Below are 17,221 nucleotides of genomic sequence, written 5' to 3'. Positions count from 1 at the left end.
TCCTGCTTGAAATCGGGCTTGGATCGAGATTGCATTCAGGGCCGGTTGGTCGCGCTCACCGCCGAGGTCAGGGCGCCGGGAATCAACAGGCTCAGGTTGCGGTTCCAGTTGGCCAGAGGCGTGGCGGCGACGTAGACGATATCCTTCGGCTGGAGTTCGAAGGACTCGGCCATCGCGAGCGAACCCGCGACGCGGGCATCGAGCTGGAACACGCGGGTCTTGTCGGCAGTCTTGCGCACGACGTAAACCTGGCGCGCATCGCCGCTCAGGGGGCTGATGCCGCCGCTCTCGCCGAGCGCCTCGTTCAGGGTCAGGCGGCCGTCGTGCATCGTCAGCGCCTTCGGGGTCAGGACTTCGCCGGAGACGAAGACCTTGCTTTCGTCACGCGAGTGCACACGCACGACGTCGCCAGGGGCCAGCATCACGAGCCCGGGATTGATGCCCTTCTGTACCAGGTCGCGCAGGTTGATGCGGTAGCGCTGCTGGCCGCGCTCCAGCACGATGCGGCTCTGGTCGGCGCTGGGCAGCAGGCCGCCGGAACGGTTGATGGCCTCGACCAGGGTCATGGGGATGTCGTTGATCGCCTGCAGACCGGGCGACTTGACCTCACCGTCGATGTACACGCGCTTGCTGCGGTAGGACTGCACGCGCAGGGTGACGTTCGGGTTGGCCAGGTACTTGGCCAGCTTCGTGGTGAGGAGCGCGCGCGCCTGCTCCTCGGTCTGGCCCTCGACGCTGACCATGCCGATCAGCGGAAACTGGATGCGGCCCTGGTGGTCGACCACGAAGCCTGGCGGCGCCGAGTTCGCTCCGCTGGGGTCGGGCGTGATCGAGCCGGTATTCAGCGCGTTGCCGGCCAGCTCGGGGTGGTCCCACACCACGATGGACAGTACGTCGCCATTGCCGATGGCATATGGCGGCGGATTCGGCACCAGCAGCTTTTCCAGATCCTGGTTGACCTCTTCCCGGTGCTGCTGACGCTCGGCGGCGATCAGGCTTTCGGTGATCATTTCCGTGGGCGGCGCGGGTTCGTCCGCACCGGTCCGGTCGTGCGAGCGGAAATGGATGGAGGGCGCGCAGCCTGCAAGAACCAATGCAAAGCTACCCGCAAGCACGGCTGCGCAAGCGCGTGCCAGAAATTGCGTATAGGAAGCGTTCATGTGTTGCCCGTCGAAATGTGCTGCCAGCCTCTGGCGATCAGAGTCAGGGTAAGCCCCCTACCCAGATTGGCTTTGGCGCACGTCAAACGGCAGGCTCAGGTCAGCAGTGAGCCGGCAGGGCTGCCCCTGCAGGTGCTCAGCGTACTTCTTCCACCAGGCGCAGGGCCTCGGCGAAGGTCCAGATGCGCCGCAATTCGATCACGTCGTAGTTGGCGGCGACGTTGGCCGGAAAGGCCGAGTAGCGCGCGTTCAGGCCGACGATCCGGCGTACGATGTCGTCGATGTCCGGCCGTCCGCTGGAACGCAGGATGGTGACGTCCTCGACGCTGCCATCGCTGCGGATGGCGATGCTGACCACCGGATCGGTGTGCACGGCGCCGCCCGACAGCTGGAGCTGGCTGACGATGGCGTTGCGCTCGATCTTCTGGCGCACGCTGTCGATATACAGGCGCAGCGGCACATCGCGGCGGCCGGCATCGGCCAGCGCGCGCCGCACCGACTGCCGGGCCTGCTCGGCCGCGCGCATGGCTGGCGGCACGGCTTTTCCGACGTCGATCCCGCGCAGCAGCTCGCGCGCGCGCGAACCGAAGTCCTTGCCCGGCAAGCCACGTGCCCCCGTGCCGGCGCCTTGGCCGCTGCCGAGGTCGGGGCCGAGTCCGGAGCCGGCGCCGCTGTCTGCGCGTGCAAGCTTGCCGCCGGCATCTGCGGCCGGCTGGCCTGGCGCCGCATCCTGACGCGCGAGGCGCCGGGCTGCCTCGGCTTCCGCTACCTGTTGCCGTGCGAGCTCTTCGGCACGCTGGCGTGCCGCAGCCTGCTGGGCACGCTCCTCCGCCTGGCGCTGTTGCGCACGCTGTTGCTCAGCCAATTGCTGACGGGCCAGCTCCTCGGCACGACGCTGTTCTGCTAACTGCTGTGCACGCTGCTGTTCGGCCAGCTGCTGACGGGCAAGCTCCTCCGAACGACGCTGTTCTACCAACTGCTGCGCACGCTGTTGCTCGGCCAGCTGCTGACGGGCAAGCTCCTCCGAACGACGTTGTTCTGCCAACTGCTGCGCACGCTGCTGTTCGGCCAGCTGCTGACGGGCAAGCTCCTCCGAACGGCGCTGTTCTGCCAGTTGCTGCGCACGCTGTTGCTCAGCCAGTTCCTGACGGGCAAACTCCTCGCTACGCCGCTGTTCTGCCAACTGCTGGGCACGCTGCTGTTCCGCAAGCTGCTGACGGGCAAGCTCTTCCGAACGGTGCTGCTCTGCCAGCTGCTGGGCACGCTCTTGTTTGACCAGCCTCTGCCGCGCCAGTTCCTCGGCTTGCCGCTGCACGGCCAACTCTTGCTCTTCCCTTTGTTGTCGCGCAAGCTCTTCAGTACGCTGACGCTCGGCCACGCGCTTTGCTTCATCCTCTTCTTCGGCCTGCCGAACCAGCTCCGGCACGGGCTCGATCTTTTGTTCCGGCTCGCTCGCGACCTGCACATCCGCCAAGGGCGGAATCTCGGGCTGCGGCAGCACAAATGTCGACTCATCCCGAGTCTGCTTCGCAATCACTTCCGTCTGCAGGGCTTGCTTTGGCGGCCGCAGGCGTGGGCGTGGCCGGCGCATTGCGCGCCGCGCTGGCGGGGCCGGCTTCGGCGCTGGCGGTGCGGGCAGGATCGGCACCGGATCGCGCAGGCTGAATCCGCGCCGCGGCGATGGCTGCGGCGGCCTTGCTGGCTGCGCGGCCGGGGCCTGCATCGGTGCAGGTGCAAGCTGTGGAGGTGGCGGAACGGCAGCGCTTGGCAAAGGCGGCGCCGGCGTCACGACCGGTGGCAAGGCCGGCACAGGCAGATCGGCAGGCGGTAGCGGCCGCGTCTGCGCGGGCGGCGCCAGCACCACCGTCAACGGGCCGCCGGAGCCTGCCCGCAGGCCGGGAATGCCGAACTGCAGCAATAGCAGCAAGCCATGCAACAGCAAGGACAGCAGCAAGCCCCAGGCGAGCCGGCGGTTGGCAGGCGCCATGGTCGCGGGCACGCGCGGGCCGGCGGTCGGAATCGCGATGAGCGTGGACATGCTGAGTTCGGTGAGGGCAGGAAATATTGTCGAAGTGTTATAGAGCTTATCACTCGGCAGTATGGACGTGCGCACGGTTCGGAACGGCAAATTCCAACTTGGCTACAATGAAAAGACCCGTTCAGGACAAAAGGAGCATGGATGTCTCCCGGATTTATCTTTGCCACCGGTATCGAGAACAGCAATCCGACCATCGAGCACGGGCGCGTCCGCATGGACGAATTGGAAAAGTGCGGTCATTACAAGTACTGGAAGACCGACTTCGATCTGGTGCAGGAACTGGGCCTGAAAGTGCTGCGCTACGGTCCGCCGCTGCACAAAACCTGGCTCGGTCCGAAACGCTATGACTGGGAATTTTCCGACCTCGTATTCAACGATCTACGCCAGCGCAACATCGCGTCTATCGTCGACCTGTGCCACTTCGGCGTGCCGGACTGGATCGGCAATTTCCAGAATCCGGACTTCCCCGAGCAGTTCGCCGCCTATGCCGGCGACTTCGCCAAGCGCTATCCCTGGCTGCAGCTGTACACGCCGATCAACGAAATGTCGATCTGCGCCCTCTTTTCTGCCCTGTACGGCTGGTGGAACGAACAGATGACGACCGATCGCGCCTTCGTGACTGCCATGAAGCATTTGGTCAAGGCCAACATTCTGGCCATGCATGCGATCCTGAAGGTCCGGCCCGACGCCCTGTTCGTACAGAGCGAATCGACCGAATACTTTCACGCCGAGAGCCCGGCAGCCATCGGTCCGGCGGAGCTCTACAACTCGCGGCGCTTCCTCTCGCTCGACCTCAACTACGGCCGGCGCGTCGATTCGGAAATGTACGAGTACATGCTCGACAACGGCATGACGCGTGACGAGTACCACTTCTTCCTGAATAATAATCTGAAGCACCACTGCATCATGGGTAACGATTATTACCAGACCAACGAGCATTATGTGTCGGCGGACGGGCTGACGCGCTCGGCCGGCGAGATCTTCGGCTACGCGGTCATCACCCACCAGTACTACAACCGCTACCGCCTGCCGGTCATGCATACCGAGACCAACCTGTGCCAGGGGCCGCGCGGCGACGAGGCGGTGCAATGGCTGCGCAAGGAATGGGCCAACGTGCTGCGCGTACGAAACAACGGCGTGCCGCTGGTGGGCTTCACCTGGTATTCGCTTACCGACCAGGTCGACTGGGACACGGCCCTGCGCGAGAACAATGGCAACGTCAACGAGCTCGGCCTGTTCGACCTCGACCGCAAGATCCGCCCGGTCGGCATCGCCTATAAGGAATTGGTGCGCGACTGGATGGAAGTGCTGCCGACCCAGAGCGTCTGCCTGCAGGTGCCGATTGCGATGCCCCACGAGTTCCAGCGCGAGGTGCCGCCTTATACCGGCTGGCCCTTCGAAGAGGACGCCACGCTGGCGCCCCGTACCGAGGAACGCGAATAGCGCTTAGCGTTTCCTTGGCGAGAACGTATATGTCTCGCCATGCGCCAGATAACTCACCTGCTGATCCAGCCCGGCGGCCTTGACCTCGCGCGCGAAGTCGGCCAGCGGCGACTTGAACACGTCGTAATCGTTGTAATGGATCGGGATCGCGTGCTGCGGACGGATAATCTGCAGCAGTTCGACGCCATCCTTGCCGTCCATCGTCACCTTGAACACGCCGAGGATGCGGGTGCCGCCCAGGTGCAGCAGGGCCAGGTCGATGCCGGGGAAGCGCTGCGGAATCGCCTTCAGGTCGTCGTAGACCAGGGTGTCGCCGCTGATGTACATGCGGTAGGTCGGCGCCCCCTTGGTCGGGCCGAAGTCCAGCATCGAGCCCATCACGCTGGGCAGCAGCGCCTGCATGCCGGCCTTGCCGTGGCGTCCGGGGACGGCGGTCAGGCGCATGCGCGACTCGCCCTTCTCCACCTCGACCTGGTCCCATTTGCCCAGGCCAATCGCGCGGTTGAAGCCCAGCTTGCCGAGCGAGGCGGCGGCTTCCTTGGTGGTGACGATGGGCGTGTCCTTCGGCAGCTTTTCCTGCACCAGCTTGTCGAAGTGGTCTTCGTGCATGTGCGACAGCACCACGAAATCGATGGGCGGCAATTTGTCGAGCTCGATCGCCGGGTTGGTGAGGCGTTCCGCGGTGAGGCCATAGCCCAGGTGGACGTGGTCGCCCTTGTGCAGGAAGTTCGGGTCGGTGAGGATGGTGAAGCCCTGGTAGCGGATCAGGACGGTGGCGGTGCCGATGAACTGGACGGTGCCGTTCGCTTCCGTGGCGGCCGCGGCGCTGGCAGCCGGCAGCTTGAGCGCGAACACCTCGCCGGCGGGCGCGGATGCGGGCTGCTGCTGGGCGTGCGCGGGCACGGCGAGCGACAGGTTCAGCGCCATCAATGCCGCAGCGGCAGGTCCCGCAGCGGACCGAATCAAACGGCAAAACAGCATGTGTTCTCCTCCATATCCGACGATGTTGTCTGAATGGACACTAACATGAACGCGGCAGTGATGGCGTTCGCTAGCGGGGAGGAAATGTGTGGCCTGCCCAGCTGGGTTCGAACCAGCGACCCTCAGCTTAGAAGGCTGATGCTCTATCCAACTGAGCTATGGGCAGTGAGATGAAAATCCCGATGAAATGAAAACGGGCCGTCGAGGACAGCCCGCGTTCGAAACGGTGGTCGGAGTACAAGGATTCGAACCTTGGACCCCCTGCTCCCAAAGCAGGTGCGCTACCGGGCTGCGCTACACTCCGATGGCAAGGATCATACGCCTCCGGCCTCCAAGCGTCAATGAACGCCGGACGGCCGGAGGACGGACATCAGACCTCGAAACGCGCGGCGATGCGCTTGGCCATGGCTTCGGCCAGTTCCGCTTCCTTGGCCTCGACCATGACGCGCACCAGCGGTTCGGTGCCCGATGCGCGGATCAGCACGCGACCACGCTCGCCCAGCTCGCGCTCTACCAGCTCCTTCTCGGCGACGACCGCGTTGTTCTTGGTCCAGTCGAAGCCCGGCTGCACGCGCAGGTTGATCAGGGTCTGCGGGAACAGCACAAGGTCCTTGCAGCACTCGGCCAGGCTCTGGTTGCCGCGCTTGAGCGCCGACAGCACCTGCAGGGCCGAGACAATGCCGTCGCCGGTCGAGTGCTTGTCCAGCGCCAGCAGGTGGCCCGAGCCTTCGCCGCCGAACAGCCAGCCCTTCTCCTGCATCAGTTCCAGCACATAGCGGTCGCCGACCTTGGCGCGCGCAAAGCCCACGCCCATTTCCTTGAACGCGACTTCGAGGGCCATGTTGGTCATCAGGGTGCCGACCGCGCCTTCGACCTTGCCGGTGGCCATGCGCGCGCGCACCATCACGTACAGCAGCTCGTCGCCGTTGTACAGGCGGCCGCTGGCGTCGCACATGATCAGGCGGTCAGCGTCGCCGTCCAGCGCGATGCCGAGGTCGGCCTCGTGCTCGACCACGGCCTGGGCCATGGCCTCGGGCGCGGTGGCGCCGACGCCGTCGTTGATGTTGAAGCCGTCCGGCTTGGTGCCCAGTTCGATGACTTCGGCGCCCAGTTCGTGGAATACGTGCGGGGCGATCGCATAGGCGGCGCCGTGGGCGCAGTCGACCACGATCTTCAAACCGCGCAGGTCCAGCTCGTTCGGGAAGGTGCCTTTGCAGAATTCGATGTAGCGGCCCTGGGCATCGCGCAGACGGGTCGCGCGGCCCAGCTTCTCGGACGATACGCAGCCCATCGGCTGGTCGATCGCTTCCTCGATCTCCAGTTCGACCGCGTCCGGCAGCTTGGTGCCGTGCTCGGAGAAGAACTTGATGCCGTTGTCCTGGAAGGGGTTGTGCGAAGCCGAGATGACCACGCCGGCCTGCAGGCGCAGCGCGCGGGTCAGGTAGGCGATGGCCGGGGTCGGCATCGGGCCGGCCAGCATGACGTCGACGCCGGCCGCCGAGAAGCCGGCCTCGAGCGCGGCTTCCAGCAGGTAGCCGGAGATGCGGGTGTCCTTACCGATCAGCACAGTGGGACGGCCGCTGGTGCCAGTGCTGCCCTTGGCCAGCACTTTGCCGGCGGCGTAGCCGAGGCGCATCACGAAATCAGGGGTGATGGGCGCCACGCCCACCAGGCCACGTACGCCATCGGTACCAAAATATTTGCGTGCCATGTTGCTCTCTTCTCAGTTGTTCGCTCAGTTTGCAGCGGTTGCGGCATTCCACACCCGGAGGGCATCCACCGTCTCCGCCACATCATGGACCCGCACGATGCGGGCGCCCTGTGCTACCGCAGCCAACGCGCCGCCGAGGCTGCCGGCCAGGCGCTGTTCGACGGGGCGCCCGGTCAGGGCGCCGATCATCGATTTGCGCGACAGACCGGCCAGTACAGGGAAGCCCAGTTCGCGCTGCAAATCGTTAATGCTACGAAGCAAGGCAACATTATGCTCGACAGTCTTGCCAAAGCCAAATCCCGGATCAATCGTGACGCGCTCCGGTGCAACACCGGCCGCCAGCAGGACATCGGCACGCTCGCGCAGGAAGGCGCCGACCTCCTCCACCACATCCTGGTAGACGGGCTGGGCCTGCATGTCCTGGGGCGTGCCCTGCATGTGCATGATGCACAGGCCGACATCGCTGCCGGCCACCGCTTCGACGGCGCCAGGCGCGCGGAAGCCGTTGATGTCGTTGATCATGTCGGCACCGGCGATGATGGCTTCGCGCATCACCTCCGGTTTGCAGGTGTCGATCGACAGCGCGTGGCCGAGTTCACGCAAGGCATAGATCACGGGCATCACCCGGTCCAGTTCTTCCTGGACCGGCACGCTGGGCGAGCCGGGACGGGTCGACTCGCCGCCGATGTCGATGATGTCGACGCCATCCTTGATCATCTGTTCGGCCCGCTCCATGGCAAATTCGAGGCCCTGGTAGCGGCCGCCGTCGGAGAAGGAATCGGGGGTGACGTTGAGGATGCCCATCACCAGCGGACGCTGGGCGAGCTTGAAGCCGAAACGGCCGCATTGCAGGTAGGAATGCATGATAAAAAGGTAATTTGAGAAAGAAAAAAAGACACCCCGCGGGGTGTCTTTTGGAGAAGCTCAGGCGTGAATCAGGCCGGTGCCGGGGCGTTGGTCGCCACGCCGCCCGAATCGCCGCCGCTCGACGGACGCTTGGTCAGCTGCACCGACTTCGGCGGGGTCGGCTCGCGGCCGGCCATGATGTCGTTGATCTGCTCGGCATCGATGGTTTCCCATTCCAGCAGGGCCTTGGTCATCATTTCGACCTTGTCGCGGTTCTCTTCCAGCAGGCGGCGTGCCAGCGCGTACTGCGTGTCGAGGATCGCGCGGATCTCGGCGTCCACCTTCTGCTGGGTCGCCTCGGAGATGGTCTTGACCGAGCCGCCGAAGAAGCCTTCGTTGGCATCGTCTTCGTAGACCATCACGCCCATGCTTTCGGACATACCGAAGCGGGTCACCATCGAACGTGCCAGCTTGGTGGCGCGGGCGAAGTCGTTCGAGGCGCCGGTCGACATCTGGCCGACGAAGATCTCTTCGGCGATACGGCCGCCGAACAGGATCGAGATTTCCTCGAGCATCTTGTCCTTGTAACCGGACAGGCTGTCGTGCTCCGGCAGCTGCCAGGTCAGGCCCAGTGCATAGCCGCGCGGCATGATCGTGACCTTGTGGACCGGATCGGCCTTCGGCAGCAGCTTGGCGATCACCGCGTGGCCCGACTCGTGGTAGGCCGTGTTGCGGCGCTCTTCCTCGCGCATGACCATCGACTTGCGCTCCGGACCCATGAAGATCTTGTCCTTGGCGTCTTCGAAGTCGCTCATCTCCACCAGGCGCTTGCTGCGGCGCGCGGCGAACAGGGCGGCTTCGTTGACCAGGTTGGCCAGGTCGGCGCCGGAGAAGCCCGGGGTGCCGCGGGCCAGGATGTCGGCCTTCACGTCGGTACCGATCGGCACTTTACGCATGTGCACGTTCAGGATCTGTTCGCGGCCGCGGATGTCCGGCAGGCCTACCATCACCTGGCGGTCGAAACGGCCCGGACGCAGCAGCGCCTTGTCCAGCACGTCGGCGCGGTTGGTCGCGGCGATCACGATCACGCCCGAGGAGGCTTCGAAGCCGTCCATCTCGACCAGCAGCTGGTTCAGGGTCTGTTCGCGCTCGTCGTTACCGCCGCCCATGCCGGCGCCGCGGTGGCGGCCGACGGCGTCGATCTCGTCGATGAAGATGATGCAAGGCGAGTGCTTCTTGGCGTTCTCGAACATGTCGCGGACGCGGCTTGCACCGACACCGACGAACATCTCGACGAAGTCGGAACCCGAGATCGAGAAGAACGGCACTTTCGCTTCGCCGGCGATGGCGCGCGCCAGCAGGGTCTTACCGGTACCCGGAGGACCAACCATCAGCACGCCGCGCGGGATACGTCCGCCCAGCTTCTGGAACTTGGTCGGGTCCTTCAGGAAGTCGACGATCTCGGCGACTTCTTCCTTGGCTTCGTCGCAACCGGCGACATCGGCGAAGGTGACGGTGTTATTGGTTTCGTCCATCATGCGCGCCTTCGACTTGCCGAACGAGAAAGCCCCGCCCTTGCCGCCGCCTTGCATCTGGCGCATGAAGAACACCCAGACCCCGATCAGCAGCAGCATCGGGAACCAGGAAATGAAGACTTGCTGCAGGAAGGACGGCTCCTCCGGCGGCTTGACGTCGAAGCGCACGTTGTTGTCGCGCAGGTCGCCGATCAGGCCACGGTCGAGCATGGTTGCAGTGGTGCGTACCTTGGAATCGTCCTGGCGCGTGGCGGTGATGCTCGAACCCTCGATCACCACATCCTTGATCTTGCGCGCCTTGACTTCATCGAGCAGCTCGGAATAAGCAATCGTCTTGCTGCCGCCCGCGACGCTGTGGTTGTCGAACTGCTTGAACAGCATGAACAACAGCAGCGCGACCACCACCCAGATGGCGGATTTGGAAAACATATTATTCACGAAAACTCCTCTGATGCGGACGCATCTTTTCCCATTGTTTCAAACGCGGATTTTACCGCAATAAGCAGGCGGTGCCACGCACTGCCGCTCGTGTAGCCCGCTTCGAATCCTTGTCCCGTCACTATAACGGTTTTTTATTTCCGACGCGCACGAATAAGCATAATTGCTGCGGGCTCACCATCCATTGGGCGATGTGTGGGTATACGGTCGAATATCAAGGGGCAAGACCGTGAATTTCCGCATTTTTTATGCTGACGGATTCTTGAGACCGCGGCCCAGCAGGAAAATTTCCGAAGATTTGTCGCGGCTGGCCTTCGGTTTGATCTGCTTGACGACTTTGAACTCTTTGCGGAAGAGCTCGACGATTTGCGTAAAGCCCATGTCTTTAAAGCATTTTACTAACAATGCGCCGGACGGTTTGAGGTGGGCTTGAGAAAACTCAATAGCGATTTCGATCAAATGCTCCATGCGCGCCGCATCGGCCGTCGGGATGCCGGACAGGTTCGGCGCCATATCGGACAGCACCAGGTCGGCCTGGCGTTCGCCGAGGATCCCGGCCAGCTGGTCCAGCACGCTGTCCTCGCGGAAGTCGCCCTGGATGAAGTGCATGTCGGCGATCGGCTCCATCGGCAGGATGTCGAGGCCGATCATCGTGCCCTTGATGCCGCCCTCCTCGCCGCCCGCCAGCTTGCGGCGGGTGTACTGGCCCCAGCTGCCCGGCGTGCAGCCCAGGTCGACGATCACCTGGCCCGGCTTGATCAGCTTCTCGGCCTCGTCGATCTCTTTCAGCTTGTAGGCCGCACGCGCACGGTAACCCTCTTTCTGTGCCAATTTGACATACGGGTCGTTAATGTGGTCGTGTATCCAGTTTTTATTGAATTTGTTCTTGGCCATTCGCGTAAAATACTGCTTTTATTAGGTACATCAAAAAAGAACCATTATGATCAAACTTACACCGGCCGAGCGCGCGGCCCTTCGTGCGGAAGCTCACGGGCTCAACCCCGTCGTCATGATCGGCGAAGCCGGCCTGACCGCATCCGTCATGAAAGAAATCTCGTCCAGCCTGGACGCGCACGGCCTGATCAAGGTCCGCGTGTTCGGCGACGACCGCGAGGCGCGCATCGCCATCTACGAACAGATCTGCGCAGAGCTGGAAGCGGCACCCGTACAGCATATCGGCAAACTGCTGGTGCTGTATCGCCCGAAGAAGGAAGCCGTCAAGGAACGTTCGACCAAGACCGGCAAAGGCATGCGCGAAGTCACCATCGTCAAGCCGAGCCCGAGCGGCACCAAGAAGCCGAGCGTCACCAAGGTCCTGCTGAAGGGTAACGAACGCGTGACCCAGGGCGGTAACGTCAAGCGCGCGAAAACGCGCCAGGCCAGCACCAAGAAGAACGCGCTGAACAAATAATTCGGCGCCGCTTCAAAAATCAACCGGGGCATGCCCCGGTTTTTTTGTACCTGCCCTACCGGGCCTTCACGACCAGAATCGCACCCAGCACAGTCTCGACCAGGTACAGCACCTGCGACACTCCATGCAGGGCCGCGAAGGTTCCCCACTGCGGCGACGCCCGCACGCCGGCGGGGCCGGCCACTTCGCGGATCGCCGCCATCATCGGCTGCAGGCCCAGGTACACGACCAGGCTGCAGACCAGCATGCCGGCGATCAGCCAGTACAGCCAGCGCCGACGCCTGGCATCGAGTTCCGGGGCGCGCCATACCAGCAATGCCAGCAGTGGCGCCAGTGCCATCGACAGCCAGGCCAGCCGGGTCAGCATGATGCCGACCACGTTGCCGGCCTGGGTGCTGTCGAGCGCCGCGAAGGCGCTCGGCGCGGCCAGGTAACTGACCGTCCACACGCTGCCCGCCCACAGGGCCGCCAGCAGCAAGCGCAGGTTGGCTAGCATCGTCCGCCGATCAGATATAGCGGACTTCCAGGATTTCGTATTCGCGCGGACCCGACGGGGCCTGCACTTCGACCACGTCGCCGGCGTATTTGCCGATCAGGGCGCGCGCGATCGGCGAGGTGACGGAGACCTTGTTGAGCTTCAGGTCCGCTTCGTCGATGCCGACGATCTGGTAGGTCACCTTCTGGCCGCTCTCGAGGTCTTCGAGGTCGACGGTCGAGGCGAACACCACACGGCCTTCGGCGTCGAGGGTGGTCGGGTCGATGACCTGGGCGGTGGACAGCTTCTGCTCCAGTTCCGCGATGCGGCCTTCGACGAAGGCCTGGCGCTCCTTGGCGGCGTCGTACTCCGCGTTTTCGGACAGGTCACCGTGCGAACGCGCTTCGGCGATCGCATCGATCACGTTGCGGCGCTCCTTGGTCTTGAGCTGGTGCAGCTCTTCTTTCAGGAGTTCGGCGCCGTGTTTGGTCAGAGGTGTATTCATGGTCGTCGCTATAAAAAAGTGAAAACCACACAGACCTCACGGTGCACCGCGCGGTCTGTGTGGTTTGACGTACAACTTGGTACTGCTGTACTGCTGTTACGCTTAGTTTAGTGTTTTATGCAGGCCTTGTAAATCATAGACCCGCAACTCGTCCAGGTGGCGCATGCCCTGCACCGCCGCTTCGGCGCCGGCGATGGTCGTGTAGGTCACGACGCGCGACTGCAGCGCCGAGGTACGGATGGTGCGCGAATCGTTGATCGCACTGCGCTTTTCCTCGACGGTGTTCACCACCATCGCGATCTCGTGGTTCTTGATCATGTCGACCACGTGCGGACGGCCTTCCAGCACCTTGTTGACCGGCGTGACCGGGATGCCGGCGGCGGCGATCACCGCTGCGGTACCCTTGGTCGCCACCAGCGAGAAGCCCATCGCCGCCAGGTCGCGCGCCACGGCCACGGCGCGCGGCTTGTCGGAACCCTTCACCGACAGGAACACGCGGCCCGAGGTCGGCAGGTTGACGCTGGCCGCCAGCTGCGACTTCACGAAGGCTTCGCCGAAGGTCATGCCCACGCCCATCACCTCGCCGGTCGACTTCATCTCCGGGCCGAGGATGGTGTCCACGCCCGGGAATTTCACGAACGGGAACACGGCTTCCTTGACGCTGTAGAACGGCGGGACGATCTCTTTGGTGATGCCCTGCTGCGCCAGGGTCTGGCCGACCATGCAGCGCGCCGCGATCTTGGCCAGCTGCAGGCCGGTCGCCTTCGACACGAAAGGCACGGTGCGCGAGGCGCGCGGGTTCACTTCCAGTACGAACACGTTGTCCTCGACCTTGCCCTCGACTTCGGTGCGCTGGATCGCGAACTGCACGTTCATCAGGCCGACCACGTTCAGGGCTTTCGCCATCAGCGAGGTCTGGCGCTTGAGCTCATCAATGGTCGCCTGCGACAGCGAGTACGGCGGCAGCGAGCAGGCCGAGTCGCCCGAGTGCACGCCGGCCTGTTCGATGTGTTCCATCACGCCGCCGATGAAGGTGGTTTCGCCGTCCGAGATGCAGTCGACGTCGCATTCGATCGCGTCGTTCAGGAAGCGGTCGAGCAGCACCGGCGAATCGTTCGAGACCTTGACCGCTTCGCGCATATAGCGCTCGAGGTCGCGCTGCTCGTGGACGATCTCCATCGCGCGGCCGCCCAGCACGTAGGACGGGCGCACCACCAGCGGGTAGCCGATCTCGGTGGCCAGCGCCAGCGCCTCGGCTTCGGTGCGCGCGGTGCGGTTCGGCGGCTGGCGCAGGCCCAGCTTCTGCAGCAGCTGCTGGAAGCGCTCGCGGTCTTCGGCGGCGTCGATCATGTCCGGCGAGGTGCCGATGATCGGCACGCCGTTGGCTTCGAGGTCCAGCGCGAGCTTCAGCGGGGTCTGGCCGCCGTACTGGACGATCACGCCTTCCGGCTTCTCGAGCTCGACGATCTCCAGCACGTCTTCCAGGGTCAGCGATTCGAAGTACAGGCGGTCCGAGGTATCGTAGTCGGTCGACACGGTCTCGGGATTGCAGTTGACCATGATGGTCTCGTAACCGTCTTCGCGCATGGCGAGGGCCGCGTGCACGCAGCAGTAGTCGAACTCGATGCCCTGGCCGATCCGGTTCGGGCCGCCGCCCAGCACCATGATCTTCTTCTTGTCGGTCGGGTTGGACTCGCACTCCTCGTCGTAGGTCGAGTACATGTAGGCGGTATTGGTCGCGAACTCGCCGGCGCAGGTGTCGACGCGCTTGTAGACCGGGCGGATGCCCAGCGCGTGGCGGCGCTCGCGCACGGCATGCGGCGTGGTCTGCATCAGGAAGGCCAGGCGGCGGTCCGAGAAGCCCTTCTGCTTCAGCTTGTACAGGGTCGGCTTGTCCAGGCTTTCCAGCTTCTGGTGATCCAGCCACAGCTCGATGTCGACGATTTCCTTGATCTGGATGAGGAACCACGGATCGATCTTGGTCAGCGCGTGCACTTCTTCCAGCGTGAAGCCCTGGGCGAACGCGTCGCCCACGTACCAGATGCGCTCCGGACCCGGCTCGCCCAGTTCTTCCTCGATCTTCTCGCGGTCGCGGGTCTTCTCGTTCAGGCCGTCCACGCCCACTTCCAGGCCGCGCAGGGCCTTCTGGAAGGATTCCTGGAAGGTGCGGCCGATCGCCATCACCTCGCCCACCGATTTCATCTGGGTGGTCAGGTGCTTGTCCGCCGACGGGAATTTCTCGAAGGTGAAGCGCGGGATCTTGGTGACCACGTAGTCGATCGAAGGCTCGAACGAAGCCGGGGTCGCGCCGCCGGTGATGTCGTTGCGCAGCTCGTCGAGCGTGAAGCCGACCGCGAGCTTCGCCGCGATCTTGGCGATCGGGAAGCCGGTGGCCTTCGAGGCCAGCGCCGAGGAACGCGACACGCGCGGGTTCATCTCGATGACGATCATGCGGCCATCGGCCGGGTTGATCGAGAACTGCACGTTGGAGCCGCCGGTGTCGACGCCGATCTCGCGCAGCACGTTGATCGACGCGTTGCGCATGATCTGGTATTCCTTGTCGGTCAGCGTCTGCGCCGGCGCGACGGTGATCGAGTCGCCGGTGTGCACGCCCATCGGATCCAGGTTCTCGATCGAGCACACGATGATGCAGTTGTCCGCCTTGTCGCGCACCACTTCCATCTCGTACTCTTTCCAGCCCAGCAGCGATTCCTCGATCAGCAGCTCGCTGGTCGGCGAGGCTTCCAGGCCACGCTTGCAGATCGCTTCGAATTCTTCTTCGTTGTAGGCGATGCCGCCGCCCGAGCCGCCCATCGTGAAGGACGGACGGATGATGACCGGGAAGCCCAGCTCGCGCTGCGCGGCACGCGATTCGTCCATCGAGTGGGCGATGAAGGAGCGCGCCGAACCCAGGCCGATCTTGGTCATCGCGTCCTTGAACTTGGCGCGGTCTTCGGCCTTGTCGATCGCTTCCGGCGAGGCGCCGATCAGCTCGACCTTGTACTTGTCCAGCACACCGTTGCGGTGCAGGTCGAGCGCGCAGTTCAGCGCGGTCTGGCCGCCCATGGTCGGCAGGATCGCGTCCGGACGCTCCTTCTCGATGATGCGCTCGACCGCCTTCCAGGTGATCGGCTCGATGTAGGTGACGTCGGCCGTTTCCGGGTCGGTCATGATGGTCGCCGGGTTCGAGTTGACCAGGATGACCTTGTAGCCTTCTTCGCGCAGGGCCTTGCAGGCCTGTGCGCCCGAGTAATCGAATTCCACCGCCTGGCCGATCACGATCGGGCCGGCGCCAATGATCAGGATACTTTGAATGTCACTACGCTTCGGCATTTAGTTCTTCTCCTGGGTATTGGCTTTGGCTTGTTGCATGAGGCTGATGAAACGGTCGAACAGGTAGGATACGTCGGTCGGTCCCGGCGAGGCTTCCGGGTGGCCCTGGAAGCAGAACGCCGGCTTGTCGGTGCGCTCGAAACCCTGCAGCGAATTGTCGAACAGCGAGACGTGGGTCACGCGGCAGTTTTCCGGCAGCGTGGCGGAGTCCACCGCGAAACCGTGGTTCTGCGAGGTGATCAGGACCTTCTTCGAGTCGAGGTCCTGCACCGGGTGGTTGGCGCCGTGGTGGCCGAACTTCATCTTGACGGTCTTGGCACCGGAAGCCAGCGCCATGATCTGATGACCCAGGCAGATGCCGAAGGTCGGCACGCCCTTTTCGATCACTTCGCGGGTCGCTTCGATCGCGTAGTCGCAGGCGGCCGGGTCGCCGGGGCCGTTGGCCAGGAAGATGCCGTCCGGGTTCAGCGCCAGCGCCTCGGCGGCGGTCGCCTGGGCCGGCAGCACGGTGATCTTGCAGCCGCGCTCGGCCAGCATGCGCAGGATGTTGCGCTTGACGCCGTAGTCGAAGGCCACCACGTGGTATTGCGGGTTGTCCTGCTTGCCGAAGCCCTCGCCCAGCTTCCATTCGGTCTCGTCGAACGAGTACGGCTCTTTCACCGAGACGACCTTGGCCAGGTCCATGCCGTTCAGGCCAGGGAAGGAGCGCGCCAGTTCCAGCGCCTGCGCTTCCGACGGCTCCTGGCCCTGCTGCGCGGTCAGGATGGCGCCGTTCTGGGCACCCTTCTCGCGCAGGATGCGGGTCAGTTTGCGGGTGTCGATGCCGGCGATGGCGACCACGTTTTCCTGCTTCAGGTAGTCCGACAGCGATTGGGTCGAGCGGAAGTTCGATGCCAGCAGCGGCAGGTCGCGGATGATCAGGCCGGCGGCATGCACCTTCGAGGCCTCGACGTCGGCCGGGTTCACGCCCTGGTTGCCGATGTGCGGGTAGGTCAGCGTGACGATCTGGCGCGAATAGCTGGGGTCGGTAAGGATCTCCTGGTAGCCCGTGATCGCGGTGTTGAACACCACTTCACCGGTCGTGTGACCGATGGCTCCGATCGAATATCCTTTGAAAATGGTTCCGTCTGCGAGGGCCAGGATGGCTGGAACGGCTGGGCCAGAAAAAAATGGCGGCAAGGGCAACTCTCCAATAAGGTTGCCGTAGCTGCGCCACGTCAGACTGACCTGCAGGGATCGCCGCAACGGTCGTTACACCGGGGGCGGAAGGTCAACAGATGTATGGTGAAGTGGGTATGCGCTACGGCAGATGAGTGATGGCTAAACTTCCAAATTATAGCGCGAT

Annotated in this window: 13 protein-coding genes and 2 tRNA genes; 2 read left to right on the top strand and 13 right to left on the bottom strand. The window is 63.8% G+C overall.

Annotation, left to right across the window (positions count from 1 at the left end):
* Positions 1 to 35: 35 nt before the first annotated feature.
* Complete coding sequence (locus NX782_RS23200) at positions 36 to 1,010, bottom strand: polysaccharide biosynthesis/export family protein (protein WP_258847866.1); 975 nt, start codon at positions 1,008 to 1,010, stop codon at positions 36 to 38.
* 286 nt (positions 1,011 to 1,296) lie between these two features.
* Positions 1,297 to 3,198 carry a TonB C-terminal domain-containing protein gene (locus NX782_RS23195; protein ID WP_258847865.1) on the bottom strand — a complete coding sequence of 634 codons (1,902 nt, stop codon included), beginning with the start codon at positions 3,196 to 3,198 and terminating at the stop codon, positions 1,297 to 1,299.
* A 141-nt stretch (positions 3,199 to 3,339) separates the two neighbouring features.
* On the opposite strand from NX782_RS23195, the gene NX782_RS23190 reads away from it, so the two are divergent.
* Positions 3,340 to 4,641, top strand: coding sequence for a family 1 glycosylhydrolase (locus tag NX782_RS23190; protein WP_258847864.1), 1,302 nt, complete (start codon positions 3,340 to 3,342; stop codon positions 4,639 to 4,641).
* A 3-nt stretch (positions 4,642 to 4,644) separates the two neighbouring features.
* Here the strand turns inward: NX782_RS23190 and NX782_RS23185 are convergent, their stop codons facing one another.
* The 7 genes from NX782_RS23185 to NX782_RS23155 form a co-directional block, all read right to left on the bottom strand.
* Positions 4,645 to 5,568, bottom strand: coding sequence for an MBL fold metallo-hydrolase (locus NX782_RS23185; protein WP_258847863.1), 924 nt, complete (start codon positions 5,566 to 5,568; stop codon positions 4,645 to 4,647).
* A gap of 143 nt (positions 5,569 to 5,711) precedes the next feature.
* Positions 5,712 to 5,788: transfer RNA gene (locus NX782_RS23180), tRNA-Arg, on the bottom strand.
* 61 nt (positions 5,789 to 5,849) lie between these two features.
* A tRNA-Pro gene (locus NX782_RS23175) sits at positions 5,850 to 5,926 on the bottom strand.
* A 66-nt stretch (positions 5,927 to 5,992) separates the two neighbouring features.
* Positions 5,993 to 7,333, bottom strand: a complete 1,341-nt coding sequence (gene glmM, locus NX782_RS23170; RefSeq protein WP_258847862.1) for a phosphoglucosamine mutase — start codon at positions 7,331 to 7,333, stop codon at positions 5,993 to 5,995.
* Positions 7,334 to 7,357: 24 nt separating this feature from the next.
* On the bottom strand, positions 7,358 to 8,197 hold the full coding sequence (folP, locus tag NX782_RS23165; RefSeq protein WP_258847861.1) for a dihydropteroate synthase: 840 nt from the start codon (positions 8,195 to 8,197) through the stop codon (positions 7,358 to 7,360).
* A gap of 71 nt (positions 8,198 to 8,268) precedes the next feature.
* On the bottom strand, positions 8,269 to 10,152 hold the full coding sequence (ftsH, locus tag NX782_RS23160; RefSeq protein ID WP_258847860.1) for an ATP-dependent zinc metalloprotease FtsH: 1,884 nt from the start codon (positions 10,150 to 10,152) through the stop codon (positions 8,269 to 8,271).
* 246 nt (positions 10,153 to 10,398) lie between these two features.
* On the bottom strand, positions 10,399 to 11,046 hold the full coding sequence (locus tag NX782_RS23155; protein ID WP_258847859.1) for an RlmE family RNA methyltransferase: 648 nt from the start codon (positions 11,044 to 11,046) through the stop codon (positions 10,399 to 10,401).
* A gap of 46 nt (positions 11,047 to 11,092) precedes the next feature.
* Between NX782_RS23155 and yhbY the strand changes: the two genes are divergently transcribed.
* Positions 11,093 to 11,563 (top strand): ribosome assembly RNA-binding protein YhbY, encoded by a 471-nt coding sequence (gene yhbY / locus NX782_RS23150; protein WP_258847858.1) that lies wholly within the window; start codon positions 11,093 to 11,095, stop codon positions 11,561 to 11,563.
* Between the two features lie 55 nt (positions 11,564 to 11,618).
* On the opposite strand, the gene NX782_RS23145 is transcribed toward yhbY, so the two are convergent.
* The 4 genes from NX782_RS23145 to carA all read right to left on the bottom strand — a co-directional run bounded on the left by NX782_RS23145 (position 11,619) and on the right by carA (position 17,055).
* Positions 11,619 to 12,059 carry a DUF4149 domain-containing protein gene (locus NX782_RS23145; RefSeq protein WP_258847856.1) on the bottom strand — a complete coding sequence of 147 codons (441 nt, stop codon included), beginning with the start codon at positions 12,057 to 12,059 and terminating at the stop codon, positions 11,619 to 11,621.
* A gap of 10 nt (positions 12,060 to 12,069) precedes the next feature.
* On the bottom strand, positions 12,070 to 12,543 hold the full coding sequence (greA, locus tag NX782_RS23140) for a transcription elongation factor GreA (RefSeq protein ID WP_258847855.1): 474 nt from the start codon (positions 12,541 to 12,543) through the stop codon (positions 12,070 to 12,072).
* A gap of 102 nt (positions 12,544 to 12,645) precedes the next feature.
* Positions 12,646 to 15,876 (bottom strand): carbamoyl-phosphate synthase large subunit, encoded by a 3,231-nt coding sequence (gene carB, locus NX782_RS23135; protein WP_258847854.1) that lies wholly within the window; start codon positions 15,874 to 15,876, stop codon positions 12,646 to 12,648.
* Entirely contained in the window at positions 15,877 to 17,055 is a 1,179-nt protein-coding gene (carA, locus tag NX782_RS23130; protein WP_258847853.1) for a glutamine-hydrolyzing carbamoyl-phosphate synthase small subunit, read from the bottom strand.
* Positions 17,056 to 17,221 lie beyond the last annotated feature (166 nt).

Source organism: Massilia norwichensis, from assembly GCF_024753245.1.
In the GTDB taxonomy this organism is placed as follows: domain Bacteria; phylum Pseudomonadota; class Gammaproteobacteria; order Burkholderiales; family Burkholderiaceae_D; genus Telluria; species Telluria norwichensis.
Note: the sequence above shows the minus strand (reverse complement) of the source record. Positions and strands in the feature narration are given on the sequence as shown.